The organism is Paenibacillus sp. FSL L8-0436 (assembly GCF_038593025.1).
Classification (GTDB): Bacteria; Bacillota; Bacilli; order Paenibacillales; family Paenibacillaceae; genus Paenibacillus_AQ.
The window spans coordinates 5,631,382-5,645,184 of sequence record NZ_CP151955.1; the positions used below are offsets into that span (position 1 = coordinate 5,631,382).

Genomic DNA, 13,803 nt, shown 5'->3' on the forward strand with positions numbered 1-13,803 from the left:
AAATTGGTTGCGGGGGCAGGATTTGAACCTGCGGCCTTCGGGTTATGAGCCCGACGAGCTACCGGGCTGCTCCACCCCGCGTCAGTAATCATATTCAAACAGCGACAATAGTTAATATACAATATAACAGGCACTAAAGTCAAGGATGATTTTGTTAATTTATTCAGGGCAGGAAACGCACCCCGTAGCGGCCCTTGCGGGAGCGATAAATTTCCACAAATCGCGGATCATGATAGCCGTAAATCCAACCGTCCTGCTCCAGCCTCTTGGCCAGGCAGCCTGCTTGAAATCTCGTCCTGAACAGCTTCGCGAAGTATATCCAGTTCATGATGCCTTCTTCTCCTTTGTTACGATAATGGATGTCTTCCTTCCCTGAAGTTATCATGCCCAGTTTTTAAAATATAAGCCGCCGAATACGGCATCCGCCAATAAAAAAACAGCAAGGCCCTCACCTTGCGGTGAGGGCCTGAGAAACATTGCCGGATACAATTCTGCTATACGCCGAACGAGGCCGGATCTTTGCGCCAGGACTGCAGCAGCGCTACATCGGTGTCAGCGATTGTGCCTTGACTCAGTGCTACATCAATCAATGTGCTGTAGTTGGACAAGCTTTGCAGCGGCACACCTGCTGCCGCAAATGCCTCAGTGGCCCGGTCCAGCTCATAGCTGAAGATGGCCAGCACGGCCAGCACCTCTCCTCCGGCCTCCTGTACGGCCTGCGCCGCCTTAATGGAGCTGCCGCCGGTAGAAATCAGGTCCTCGATCACAATAACCTTCTGTCCGGGAGAGATAATGCCTTCGATCTGGTTCTGCTTGCCGTGGCCTTTCGCTTTGTCACGGATATAGGCCATCGGCAAATCCAGCTTGTCGGCCACCCAGGCCGCATGCGGAATACCCGCAGTTGCTGTGCCCGCAATCACTTCAGCGTCCGGGTAGCTGGCTCTGATCAGCTCTGCAAAGCCAGCGGCAATGTAGCCGCGCACTGCCGGGAAAGATAAGGTCAGGCGATTGTCGCAATAGATCGGCGACTTGATGCCGGAGGTCCAGGTAAAAGGCTCCTGCGGACGCAGCGCCACTGCCCCAATCTCCAGCAGATAGCTGGCGACTTGCTGGCTTGTATTCGATAATGTGCTCATGCTTGAGTCATCTCCTCAATAATAGATAGTGCGGCTGCGCGCGGATCCGCCGCAGCCGTAATAGGCCGGCCCACTACAAGGTAGTGGCTGCCTTGCCAGATGGCTTGTCCCGGCGTCATCACCCGGGACTGATCGTCCAGGGAAGATCCTGCCGGACGAATACCCGGGGTAACCGTGCGGAACTCCGGTCCGCACGCAGCAGAGATCGCCGCCGACTCCTGCGGTGAAGCTACCACGCCGTGCAGGCCGGCTCCAGCCGCCAGCTTGGCGTAGCGCACCACAGTGTCCGCTACATTCCCGGCAATGCCAATCTCGCTGTTCATCACTGCCTCACTGGTGCTGGTGAGCTGTGTCACTGCGATAATCAGCGGCATTCTCAGCGACGGGTGCAGGCTGACCGCCTGGGCAGCCCCGTCCAGCGCTGCAGCCATCATGGCTGAGCCGCCGGAGGCGTGTACGTTGAACATATCCACACCGAGCATCGTAAGGCTCTCCGCCCCACCCCGCACCGTATTGGGGATATCATGCATTTTGACATCGACGAACACGGAATAACCGCGGGCCTTCAGTTCTCTGATGAAGTCTGGTCCGGCTGCATAGAACAGCTGCATTCCAACCTTCATGTAACAAGGAATACCTTCCAGCTTCTCAATGAGCAGCCTCGCTTGCGCTGCATCAGGATAATCCAGGGCAATCATCAGCCGCCCAGCCATTTCATCCCGTCTGGTAATTTCTCCGATATTCTCGTGTTCAAGCTGCTGTGGGTCCATCTGTTTCACGGTATGGTTCAGCTCCTTTGGTCATTTTTTAACGGTTACCGGGTCCCCGGGCATAGCGGAACGGTCTGCGATAACGCAAACCGTTCCTGTGGCATGCCCGAAAGGGCTGCTCATACATCTATAGGTTATTGTCCGACAAAAGCTGGCATGGACTGCGACGAGAAGTTGATAGTCTGCAGCATGATCAGCAGCGCCGTTACCGTATCCAGTGAGGTCATACATACGACACCGTTCTCTACCGCTTCACGGCGGATGCGGAAGCCGTCACGTTCAGGGGTTTTGCCTTTAGTCAGCGTATTGAAGACGAAGTTGGCCTGACCACCGCGGATCAGATCAAGGATCGTCGGCTCTCCTTCATCCAGCTTGTTGACGTTCATCACGTTCAGGCCTGCCTGTTCAAGGGCTTGAGCCGTACCGCCGGTGGCAATGATTTTGTAGCCCATGGCGTGGAAGCCCTTCATCAGCTCAACTGCCTCAGCTTTGTCTTTGTCCGCTACCGTAACGATGATTGCTCCGGTTGCCGGAATTTTCATGCCTGCTCCGATCAGACCTTTATATAGCGCTTTGGCATACAGCTTGTCGCGGCCCATGACTTCGCCGGTCGATTTCATTTCCGGTCCTAAGGTAGGCTCTACTCTGCGCAGCTTGGCAAAAGAGAACACCGGCACTTTTACCGACACATAGTCGCTTTCCGGCCAGAGGCCTTCGGTGTAGCCATCGTCTTTCAGCTTGCCGCCGAGAATGATCTTAGTAGCCAGATGGGCCATAGGAATGCCGGTTACCTTGCTCAGGAAAGGAACCGTACGCGAAGAGCGCGGATTCACTTCGATCACATATACTTCATTCTGGTAAATGACGAACTGGATGTTGACAAGGCCAATCGTTTTCAGTTCCTTGGCAATCTTGATGGTGATTTCGCTTATTTTCTGCTTCAGGCCTTCATCCAGATATTGCGGCGGGTAGACAGCGATGGAGTCACCGGAGTGGACACCCGCACGTTCTACATGCTCCATAATACCAGGGATGACTACGGTCTCGCCGTCACAAATCGCGTCAACTTCGACCTCTTTGCCCAGCATGTAGCGGTCGATCAGCACCGGATGCTCCGGATTCACCTTCACCGCTTCAACCATGTAGCTCAGCAATTCCGCATCGTTGTAGACAATCTCCATTGCACGGCCGCCCAGTACATAGGAAGGACGTACAAGTACCGGATACCCCAGCGATTGCGCTGTTTCTACGGCTTGACTCACATCGGTTACCGTCTTGCCTTTAGGTTGTGCAATATTCAGACGGGCCAGAAGCGCTTCGAATTTCTTGCGGTTTTCAGCTTCGTCGATGCTTTCCAGACTGGTGCCGAGAATATTTACACCGGCTGCAGCCAGCGGCGCAGCAAGGTTAATGGCAGTTTGTCCTCCGAACTGGACGATAACGCCAATCGGATTCTCCTGGGTGATGACATTCATGACATCCTCGAAGAACAACGGTTCAAAATAGAGCCGGTCCGAGGTGTTGAAATCGGTCGATACCGTTTCAGGGTTGTTGTTGATGATTACAGCTTCATAGCCGGCTTTCTGGATCGCCCAGACCGCATGTACGGTACTATAATCGAATTCAATCCCCTGACCGATCCGGATAGGTCCGGACCCGAGCACGATGACCTTCTGCTTGTCGGAATGGATAACCTCATTCTCCGTCTCATAAGTGGAGTAGTAGTAAGGTGTGGAGGCTTCGAACTCAGCCGCGCATGTATCTACCATTTTGAAGACTGGAGTTAGTCCCTGCGCAAGGCGCATAGCACGAACATCCACTTCCTTCGTCTGAGCTCCGCCCGGCCGGCCTTCCGCCCGGATCTCGGCAATTGCCCGGTCAGTGAACCCTTTGCGTTTCGCTTGATACAAGGTTTCGGCACTCAGCGTCTCTTCGCTGCGCAGCACATCCTCGAAGTTCACCAGGCCTTCAATCTTGGACAGGAACCACCAATCAATGCTGGTGATATCCTGAATCTCCTGCAGGCCGTAGCCGCGGCGGAACGCTTCCGCGATCAGGAACAGCCGCTCGTCATCCGCTTTGGCAAGACGACCCCGCAGCACGCTGTCTTCCAGCTGCTCTGCGCCCGGCAGGCGGAAACGGTGGACACCGATTTCCAGGGAACGGACTGCTTTATGAATCGACTCTTCAAAGGTACGGCCAATCGCCATGACTTCGCCGGTCGCTTTCATCTGCGTGCCCAGTTTACGGTTCGCCGATGTGAACTTGTCAAACGGCCAACGCGGAATTTTGCTGACGATATAGTCCAGTGTCGGCTCGAAGCAGGCGTATGTCTGTCCTGTAACCGGGTTAACGATTTCATCCAGGGTGTAGCCGAGAGCGATTTTGGCTGCCATTTTGGCAATCGGGTAACCGGTCGCCTTCGACGCCAGCGCCGAGGAGCGGCTGACCCGGGGATTTACTTCAATGACATAATATTGATAGCTTTGCGGATCAAGCGCGAACTGCACGTTGCAGCCGCCTTCGATATTCAGCGCGCGGATGATCTTAAGTGACGCGCTGCGCAGCATTTGGTATTCGCGGTCGGACAACGTCTGGCTTGGTGCCACAACGATACTGTCGCCTGTATGTACGCCGACAGGATCAAAGTTCTCCATGTTGCAGACAACGATACAGTTGTCGTTCGCGTCCCGCATAACCTCATATTCAACTTCCTTCATACCTGCGATGCTTTTCTCCACCAGACATTGACCGATCGGGCTGTAACGGATACCCGCTTTGACGGTTTCACGCAGCTCTTCCTCGTTGTCGCAAATGCCGCCGCCGGTTCCACCGAGCGTATAGGCCGGACGAACGATCAACGGGTAGCCGATTCCTGCGGCAAAACCCATCGCTTCTTCCACAGTCGTGATAATTGTGCTCTCCGGTACCGGCTGATCCAGCTCCCGCATCAGCTCGCGGAACAAATCCCGGTCTTCTGCTTTCTCGATGGATTCCAGCTGTGTGCCCAGCAGCTTCACATTCTCCGACTGCAGCACACCTGCGCGGGCCAGTTCCACGGCCATGTTCAGGCCGGTCTGTCCGCCCAGTGTCGGCAGCAGGCCATCCGGGCGTTCCTGGCGGATAATCGCCGTAACAAACTCAAGTGTAATCGGCTCGATGTATACCTTGTCGGCCATATTGGTATCGGTCATGATCGTGGCCGGGTTGCTGTTGATCAGCACAACCTCCACGCCTTCTTCTTTTAGCGCCTGGCAGGCCTGTGTTCCTGCATAGTCAAACTCGGCAGCCTGGCCGATGACAATCGGGCCGGAGCCGATGACGAGAATCTTTTTAAGTTTATCGTTCTTTGGCATGTTATAGAGCTCCTTTCACGGCTTCAAGCTGTGCTTTGGGTTGGGGTGCCGTGATTCTGGCATTTGCGGCAAGCTGGGCCTGGCGTGAGCCTGCTGGCATCTTCGCTTTGTGATCAGCAATCATTTCCAGGAAACGGTCAAACAGATAGCTGCTGTCATGCGGTCCCGGGGCCGCTTCCGGATGGTACTGCACCGAAAATGCGGGGTAGCGGGTATGTTTGAGTCCTTCGACTGTCTTGTCATTGTTGTTGATATGCGTAACCTCAAGCTCGGTATTGACAACTGAATCCTCGTTGACTGTGTAGCCATGGTTCTGCGAGGTAATGAAGCAGCGTCCGCTCTCCAATTCCTTAACCGGGTGGTTCCCGCCGCGGTGGCCGAATTTAAGCTTCTCTGTGTCGGCGCCGCAAGCCAGGGCGAACAATTGGTGACCCAGGCAGATGCCGAAGATCGGGTATTCGCCGAGCAGCTCGGAGATCGTGTTGACGGCATACGGCACGTCTTTAGGGTCCCCAGGGCCGTTGGAGAGCTGAATGCCATCCGGGTTCAGGCGGCGGATCTCATCTGCAGTCACATCATGCGGCACGACTACAACATCACAGCCGCGGTTGTTCAGTTCGCGCAGGATACCGGTCTTCGCGCCATAATCGACCAGCACGATCCGTTCTTTGCTCCCCGGGCTGCTGTACGTTTTGGTTGTAGATGTCCGGGCTACCTGATTGCGCAGCTCTTCAATGGTCGTGTCGCCCATCATTTCCATGAGCTCTTCCACACGTTTGTTGGAAGTGGTTAGAATGGCCTTCATCGTGCCGTGGTGGCGGATAATGCGGGTCAGCATCCGCGTGTCGATCTCGCTGATTCCGGGAATGCCATATTCCTTCAGCAGGTCATCCACGCTGTATTCGGCGCGCCAGTTGCTTGGCACTTCCTCATGGCGGCGTACAACAAAGCCGTGTACGAAAGGACGCACAGATTCGAAATCATCGCGGGTAATGCCGTAATTTCCGATCAGCGGATAAGTCATGGTGACGATTTGCCCGCAGTACGAAGGGTCCGACAGCACCTCCTGATATCCCGTAATTCCTGTGTTGAAAACAACCTCGCCCGTCTTTTCGCCTTCAGCGCCAAATGCGGTGCCTGTAAACAGCGTTCCGTCCTGTAGCAGCAATCTCGCCTGCATTCCCATCCACTCCTTCTTGTTTCTGTAGTCTGATTCTATGCCTTGCATCATTAGCGGAGTGTAACGCGCCAAAATGCCGCCGCATGTTCACCTTGCCCCATACAGCCGGCAGCTTCGCTCCACCAGTTCATTAATTAGCTTTAGTCCATACCGCTGTGCCGTCTACCCATGTCATAACCGGCCAGCCTTTAAGCTTCCATCCGGCAAAAGGAGTATTGCGTCCTTTGCTGGCAAATGAAGCCGGATCTACTTCCTGCTCCTCCTTGAGGTCGATCAGCGTCAAATCGGCAGGCGCCCCAACCGTGAGATGGCCTGTATTCAGCCGGAACACCCGGGCCGGATCAGCGGTCATCCGCTGCACCAGCAGGGACAGATCCCATTTGCCGGTTGCCACAAAAGCGGTGTAGAGCAGCGGGAATGCTGTCTCAAATCCGACAATGCCAAACGGTGCAAGCTGCATGCCTTTCGCTTTTTCTTCCTCGCTGTGCGGTGCATGATCGGTCACGATGATATCCAGCGTCCCGTCAAGCAGACCCTCAATGCAGGCCTCCACGTCGCGGCGCGAACGCAGCGGCGGGTTCATTTTCCAATTGGCATCCATGCCCGGAATGTCTTCCTCCGACAGCAGCAGATGATGCGGGCATACCTCCGCGGTCACCTTGATGCCGATTTGCTTGGCCTGGCGGATCAGCCGCACCGATTGTTCCGTGCTGACATGGCAGACATGATAGTGAACGCCGGTTGCTTCAGCCAGCAGAATATCGCGTCCGACATGGATCGCTTCCGACTCGTTCGGAATACCTTTGAGGCCATGCGCGGTTGCAAACTTGCCTTCGTTGACCGCACAGCCCTCAACCAGCGAATCGTCCTCGCAATGCGCGATTACAGGCATATCCAGCCCGGCAGCCAATTTCATGGCATCCTTCATCATCTGGGCAGTCTGTACGCCTACTCCGTCGTCCGTGAAACCAATGGCTCCAGCTTCCTTAAGTGCGGCAAAATCGGTCAGCTCGCGTCCCAGCTCATTTTTCGTAATCGCCGCATAAGGGAGCACCTTCACCAGTCCGGCTTCGCGCGCTTTATCCTTCACAAACTGTACGATTTCCGGGCTGTCCGTTACCGGGCGTGTATTCGGCATGCAGGCGATGGTAGTAAATCCGCCCTTGGCAGCCGAACGTGCTCCGGTTTCTACCGTTTCTTTATGCTCAAAGCCAGGCTCGCGGAGATGCACATGCATATCAATCAGTCCCGGGATCAGCAGTTTGCCTTCGGCTTCTATGATTTCAGCAGATTCGTCGAGCGCATCCAGATTACTCTCAATTGCGGAAATTACGCCGTCCTGAACTACGATATGTCTGATCTCTAACTCGCCTTCCTGGTTGAGCACGCTGGCGTTTCTAATGATCACGGTTATGATTCTCCTTTTACCTGCAGGCCGCAGCCGCAAGCTCTCTGATTATTATATAATAAAAATTCAACTTTGTGTATATTTATTAGTATATTTATGTCGGCTTTTTTTAACTTGAAGAGTTGCTATTGAAGGGCTCTCTCCATTACAGCCATCCGTACAGGCACGCCGTTGGACATCTGCGGGAAAATCCGTGATTGGCTGCTTTCGACCACTGCGTCATCAATCTCTACGTTGCGGTTCACCGGAGCCGGATGCATAATGATCGTGTTCTTATCGAGCAGGGCCGCCCGTTCTTCCGTCAATCCATACTGTTTCCGGTATTCCTCGGCAGACAGCAGTATGCCGGATGCATGGCGCTCAAGCTGAACCCGCAGCATCATGACTACATCAGCCTTAAGCGCTTCTTCCATACTCACATAAGGAGCGTAGGCAGCAAGTTCCGGCGCCTGCATATTCTCCGGTGCGCAGAACTGCACCTTGGCCCCCATCTTTGTCAGTCCCCAGAGGTTCGAGCGTGCAACCCGGCTATGCATAATATCCCCTATAATCGAAACTTTGAGGCCCTTCAGCCCGCCAAAATTTTTGCTCATTGTATACAGGTCCAGCAACGCTTGCGTCGGATGCTCATTATTGCCGTCTCCGGCATTGATCAGCGGAATGGACACCTTCTCGGCCAGCTGCTGCAGCACGCCCGCAGGCTTCAAACGCACAACTCCGGCATCGATCCCCATTGATTCCAGTGTGCGTACTGTATCGTAGATCGACTCGCCTTTTTCTACACTGGAAGCCGCAGCCGTGAAATTCAGCACCTGAACGCCAAGGCGTTTTTCGGCCATTTCGAAGGAAAAGCGGGTACGCGTGCTGTTCTCAAAAAACATGTTGGCAACAAAATGTGATCTCAGTACCGGGGTCAGCTTCTCCGCCTGATTGTCCCAGTACGCTGTTCTCTCCAATAGCTCACGGATTTCCGAGCTGTCCAGCTCTTTAATCCCCAGCAGACTGCGTTCCTTCACCTTGGTTGCCGTCATCATTGTTATCGTTCCTCCCGGTTTGAAATAATGTAAACTTCATCCTTGCCGTCGAATTCGGTCAGCGCCACTTCGATCTGCTCATGCCTGGAGGTAGGTACGTTCTTGCCGATGTAGTCCGGACGGATCGGAAGCTCCCGATGTCCACGGTCAGCCAGTACAGCGAGTTGGATCATCCTTGGCCGTCCGCAATCCATCAGGGCATCCATCGCCGCGCGGATCGTGCGTCCGGTGTACAGCACATCGTCGAACAAAATCACTTTTTTGTCGTGGATCCCGCTGCTGCCTTCCGGCAGGGTCAGGTAGCTCTTCACTACCGCCCGGTCCATCTCTTCGCGGTCATCGCGGTAATGTGTGATGTCCAGCTCGCCGTAAGGAATATCAACACCTTCAATTTCCTTGATACGTTCTGCGATCCGCTGGGCCAGGTAAATGCCGCGTGTCCGGATGCCTACCAGCAGACAATTCTCGATACCTTTGTTTTTCTCCAAAATCTCATGGGCAATGCGCGACAGTGCGCGGCGAATTGCCGTTTCATCCATAATGACATTTTTCTCAGTAACCATAATCCGTCATCCTCCTGCTTGTACGCCCGTTCAAGCTCCCGGAAATCAAAAAACTCCTTGCCCAAAGCAGGCAAGGAGTGAAATCCGCAGATTCAAAAAGATGGCGTGTCCGCGCGCATAAAAAGACCCTCCGTACTCATACGGATTCCTTCCTTAAGTCGCGAACCTCGATTCACGTTACCTTGCCAGCCTCACGGGACTGAATTAAAGGCGCATATTCATTTAACAGAATTATGACAGAAGTCATGGCTTGTGTCAAATGGGAGAGAGTGGAACTGAAAATATTAGATTATATAGGTGAGGGGACGCAGACTGCGGGAATGTTTGGACTTTCGGCCGCTGTTAGGTTTGGATTCCTTGATTGATACCGCTACTATATAGATTTAATTTAAGATTTACCCATTTGGTCGAGGACGTAACTACGGTGAATATTTGGACTTCCGGCCGCTGTTGTCACCAGATTTCTTGATTTTACCCGCTATATGCGGTGGAAATCCGGTGACAAAGGCGGACGCATTCGCTCCTACAGTTCCAAAATTCCCCTCCGCTACTTTTGCCCTTTTGTGTAGTTATTTAGTTCATTTTATATAGCGGTAGAAATCCAAACCTAAAGGGACGCATTCGCTCCTACAGTTCCAAAATTCCCTCCGCAGCTTCCACCTAAACGTGAAATTTTTCAGTTTAAAAGTAAGAAGCAAAAAAGAACGCCAGCTTGTTTCATAAGCTGATGATGATCAAGACCATTAGATCATTTTCCATTCATATAGTTTGCATCTCATGACCGAGAAACTAATAAACTGCCGGCTTACCCTCTACTTGTTTTACCTCCCTGCTTCCGCTCTGATATGATGAAGACCGGAGGCGACTGATAATGGAACTGGAATTTATCACAGCTGCGCATTGGAATGATAGCTTGTGGGGGTTAATTGAACCCATGTACCGGGAGGCTTTTCCCAGCGGGGCCAAACCGGCAGGAATACTTCACAATATGCTGGACAGAGGAATAGCGTATTTGCATGCAGGCCTAGCTGATGGACAAGTTGTAGCGATGGCTGTAACCGGGATCGTCGGAGGGACGGCCGACAAGCGGCTTATCATTGACTATCTGGCAGTTGCCAAGAAGTCGCGCGGAGAAGGCCTTGGCTCATTGTTTCTGGAAAAAATCATTCACTGGGCTGAACAAGTGCATAACGCCGGTGGAATCATCATTGAAGTGGAAGCCGGAAACACAGCTGCGCATCTTGAGCGTATTCATTTCTGGGAACGGAAAGGTTTCAAGCTGACACCGTATATCCATCAATATATTTGGGTGCCGGAGCCGTACCAGGCAATGCTGCGCCCGCTGAAGCAGGGGGTTGCTGTCGAAGATAACGGGGAGTCTTTATTCCGTTATATTAACAATTTTCACAGAAATTGTTACCGCCTATCCTGAGCATGCTGCAACTAAGAAGCCGCCGCAGATTTCTCTGCGGCGGCTTCTTAGTTGCCCGTTATTTTAGAATTCGAATTCAACGTCGCTGAGGCGTCTTTGAATTTCGGAGATTACACGTTTCTCTTCCTCTTCACCTTTGGCGATAAAGGTCACGGAGAAACGTACGAATGGACCTGCATCATCCCAAGGCACGGTGGAGATCAGCTTCTCGCGGATCAGGAACTGCGAGAAATCTTCGCCGGATTCGAAACGGCGTCCGCCTTTGACACCTTTTGGTGCAGCTACATAAAGGAAGAAAGAACCTTTTGGTTTCTCTGCTTTGAAGCCCAGGCTGTTCAACGCGTCCACCAGCATATTGTGGCGGCGGGAATACTTGGCAGCTATCGCTTCAGTGATCTCAGGGTGTTCCAGACCGTAGGCGGCAGCCTTTTGAATCGCGATGAACTGGCCGGAGTCATTGTTGTCCTTCACATCGCTGAATGCTTTCACGACCAGCGGGTTGCCGGCAACGAACCCGATTCTCCAGCCTGTCATGTTGTAAGACTTGGAGAGCGAGTGCAGTTCTACGCCGACATCCTTCGCGCCGGGTACGGACAGGAAGCTCAGCGGCTTCACACCGTCATAAGTCAGCGCTGCATACGGAGCGTCATGGATAACTACGACGTTGTATTTTTTGGCCCAGTCTACAACGGCGCTGAAAAATTCAGGAGTTGCGCTGGCACCCGTAGGGTTATTCGGATAGTTCAGGTAGAGCAGCTTCGCTTTGCGGGCGATATCTTCCGGAATAGAATTCAGATCAGGCAGAAAGTTATTCTCTCTCTTGAGTTCCACCGTATAGACTTGTCCACCCAAATATTTGGTGTGAGTACCCAGTACCGGATAACCCGGAACCGTCATAATGGTGATGTCACCCGGATTGATGAAGCAGGATGGCAGCATGGCCAAAGCCGGCTTCGAGCCGATGGAATGCACAACCTCGTTTACAGGGTCGATCCCCTCTACACGAAATACATCCTTCAGGTAAGCTGCAGCGGCAGCTTTGAATTCAGGAATTCCGTTATCGGAATAGCCGCGGTTTTCTTCTTTGGCTGCTTCAATGGCAAGTCTTGCAACAATGCCTTCATCCGCCATCTCGTCAGGTTCGCCGACGCCCATATCAATCAATTCAATATTAGGAAAATCCTGTTTCGCCGATGCTTTGGCGCGTTTGATTTTCTCGAATTTGTAAATGGCTGTATCTTTGCCGTAATTCGCACCGCCGATGCGGTCCGCAAAATTAGTCTGAATGAAAGTCTCTTGATACTGTTCGATACTCATAATTTTGTTCTCATCTCCTGGCTATTATTAAATATATCATTAAATATGAAGCAAAATTGTCTCCAAAACCATGGATTTATGATCACTTCATTTGTACTTATCTGCTGCGCAGCGTAAACAGCACTTCTTTCATATCTGCCGGAATCGGTCTGCTGAACTCCATATACTCACCTGTGGAAGGATGCTTAAAGCCCAGTACGGCAGCATGCAGAGCCTGTCCGTTCATCATAATCCCCTTGCTGCGCCCGTATACCGGATCGCCGACCAGCGGATGTCCGATAAACTTCATGTGCACGCGGATCTGATGCGTCCGTCCGGTCTCCAGCTGCAGTTCCAGCAGTGTGCAGTCGCCAAAGCGTTCCAGCACGGTAAAATGGGTCACGGAACGTTTGCTGTTTTTCTCGGTTACCGTGTACAGCTTGCGGTCATGCGGGTCACGGCCAATCGGAGCGTCTACGGTTCCATGGCTATGGGCCAGGTTACCATGCACCACTGCGATGTAGCGGCGTGTTACACTGTGCTCTTTGAGCTGGGCAGCGAGTGAAGCATGACTGGCATCATTTTTGGCTGCCATAATCAGACCGGAAGTATCTTTATCAATGCGGTGTACAATCCCGGGACGAATCTCGCCATTGATGCCGGACAGATCTTTGCAATGAAACATCAGCGCATTGACCAGTGTACCGGACGGATGCCCTGCTGCCGGATGCACAACCATGCCACGCGGCTTATTTATTACAATAACATCGCTGTCCTCATAGACTACTTCAAGCGGAATATCCTCCGCAATCAGATCGGTAACTTCAGCCTCTGGAACTGTAACAGCGATAACATCGCCTTCATTCAGCTTATAGTTGGCCTTAACCGGAGAACCGTTTACCTTAACATGTCCGCTGCTGATCCACAGCTGTACCTGAGAGCGTGAAATTTCATCTTCCCAGGCCTCCGTAATATATTTATCAACCCGCTCACGGGCATTCTCTCCGGAAACAATCCACTCCGTGACGTCCCTTTCTTCTTCGTAGGCAATTGTACCTGCCTGCTGATTGACGTCCTTGTTCAAATCATTCATTCCCTTCTTTTACTTCCTTTGATTCCTTAACTTCGATGATTTCGTCTCCGCTCTTCATATCCAGCAGCGTATCGAGAATAATCAGTCCAACCCCAATCACGATGCAGGAGTCGGCGACATTAAAAATAGGGAAGGTGTAGCTCCCGAAGTTGAACATCAGGAAGTCAACAACCTCACCGTTCAGCATCCGGTCCAAAAAGTTGCCTATAGCTCCGCCCAGCACCAATGCCAGAGCGGTAGGAAGCAGCTTCCGCGCGGCTTTGGCCTTGTTCATATACCAGACAATTCCGACGACAACAACAACCGTAACTATAAAGAAAAACCATTGCTGTCCTTCAAGAATTCCGAAAGCGGCTCCACTATTGCGGTGGGAGGTAATAATGAAGAAGTCGTTTATGACCGGAATCTGCTCGCCGAGCTCCAGCCGGGTAGCAATTACATATTTGGTACCCTGGTCAATCAAAAACACAATTAGCGCAATCAGATAGTACACCACAGAAGTTGTCACTCCGTTCTTATTTTTCCCGCGTTATAG

The 13,803-nt window shown here is 52.5% G+C and carries 12 protein-coding genes and 1 tRNA gene; 1 reads left to right on the forward strand and 12 read right to left on the reverse strand.

Going from position 1 to position 13,803, the window contains the following annotated elements:
* Window positions 1–4: 4 nt before the first annotated feature.
* The 9 genes from NSS79_RS26135 to pyrR form a co-directional block, all read right to left on the reverse strand.
* Window positions 5–81, reverse strand: a tRNA-Met gene (locus NSS79_RS26135).
* A gap of 82 nt (window positions 82–163) precedes the next feature.
* On the reverse strand, window positions 164–328 hold the full coding sequence (locus NSS79_RS26140) for a hypothetical protein (RefSeq protein WP_019909365.1): 165 nt from the start codon (window positions 326–328) through the stop codon (window positions 164–166).
* A gap of 166 nt (window positions 329–494) precedes the next feature.
* Window positions 495–1,136 (reverse strand): orotate phosphoribosyltransferase, encoded by a 642-nt coding sequence (pyrE, locus tag NSS79_RS26145; protein WP_342436780.1) that lies wholly within the window; start codon window positions 1,134–1,136, stop codon window positions 495–497.
* On the reverse strand, window positions 1,133–1,906 hold the full coding sequence (pyrF, locus tag NSS79_RS26150) for an orotidine-5'-phosphate decarboxylase (RefSeq protein WP_342440438.1): 774 nt from the start codon (window positions 1,904–1,906) through the stop codon (window positions 1,133–1,135). Before pyrF ends, pyrE begins: the two co-directional genes overlap by 4 nt.
* Before the next feature lie 134 nt (window positions 1,907–2,040).
* Window positions 2,041–5,262 carry a carbamoyl-phosphate synthase large subunit gene (gene carB / locus NSS79_RS26155; protein ID WP_076109062.1) on the reverse strand — a complete coding sequence of 1,074 codons (3,222 nt, stop codon included), beginning with the start codon at window positions 5,260–5,262 and terminating at the stop codon, window positions 2,041–2,043.
* Window position 5,263: 1 nt separating this feature from the next.
* A complete protein-coding gene (gene carA / locus NSS79_RS26160; RefSeq protein WP_342436781.1) occupies window positions 5,264–6,442 on the reverse strand; it encodes a glutamine-hydrolyzing carbamoyl-phosphate synthase small subunit in 1,179 nt (392 codons plus the stop codon).
* Window positions 6,443–6,572: 130 nt separating this feature from the next.
* Window positions 6,573–7,856, reverse strand: coding sequence for a dihydroorotase (locus tag NSS79_RS26165; protein WP_342440439.1), 1,284 nt, complete (start codon window positions 7,854–7,856; stop codon window positions 6,573–6,575).
* Between the two features lie 119 nt (window positions 7,857–7,975).
* The gene (locus tag NSS79_RS26170; RefSeq protein ID WP_342436782.1) at window positions 7,976–8,884 is read right to left on the reverse strand and encodes an aspartate carbamoyltransferase catalytic subunit; all 909 of its coding nucleotides are present in this window, start codon (window positions 8,882–8,884) and stop codon (window positions 7,976–7,978) included.
* A 2-nt stretch (window positions 8,885–8,886) separates the two neighbouring features.
* A complete protein-coding gene (gene pyrR / locus NSS79_RS26175) occupies window positions 8,887–9,447 on the reverse strand; it encodes a bifunctional pyr operon transcriptional regulator/uracil phosphoribosyltransferase PyrR (protein WP_342436783.1) in 561 nt (186 codons plus the stop codon).
* A gap of 871 nt (window positions 9,448–10,318) precedes the next feature.
* Between pyrR and NSS79_RS26180 the strand changes: the two genes are divergently transcribed.
* Window positions 10,319–10,879 carry a GNAT family N-acetyltransferase gene (locus NSS79_RS26180; protein WP_342436784.1) on the forward strand — a complete coding sequence of 187 codons (561 nt, stop codon included), beginning with the start codon at window positions 10,319–10,321 and terminating at the stop codon, window positions 10,877–10,879.
* A 63-nt stretch (window positions 10,880–10,942) separates the two neighbouring features.
* On the opposite strand, the gene NSS79_RS26185 is transcribed toward NSS79_RS26180, so the two are convergent.
* The 3 genes from NSS79_RS26185 to lspA all read right to left on the reverse strand — a co-directional run bounded on the left by NSS79_RS26185 (window position 10,943) and on the right by lspA (window position 13,764).
* The gene (locus NSS79_RS26185) at window positions 10,943–12,196 is read right to left on the reverse strand and encodes an LL-diaminopimelate aminotransferase (protein ID WP_038595334.1); all 1,254 of its coding nucleotides are present in this window, start codon (window positions 12,194–12,196) and stop codon (window positions 10,943–10,945) included.
* A gap of 97 nt (window positions 12,197–12,293) precedes the next feature.
* Window positions 12,294–13,268 (reverse strand): RluA family pseudouridine synthase, encoded by a 975-nt coding sequence (locus tag NSS79_RS26190; RefSeq protein ID WP_342436785.1) that lies wholly within the window; start codon window positions 13,266–13,268, stop codon window positions 12,294–12,296.
* Complete coding sequence (gene lspA / locus NSS79_RS26195; RefSeq protein WP_342440440.1) at window positions 13,261–13,764, reverse strand: signal peptidase II; 504 nt, start codon at window positions 13,762–13,764, stop codon at window positions 13,261–13,263. The genes NSS79_RS26190 and lspA overlap by 8 nt, the downstream gene beginning before the upstream one ends.
* Window positions 13,765–13,803: the final 39 nt, after the last annotated feature.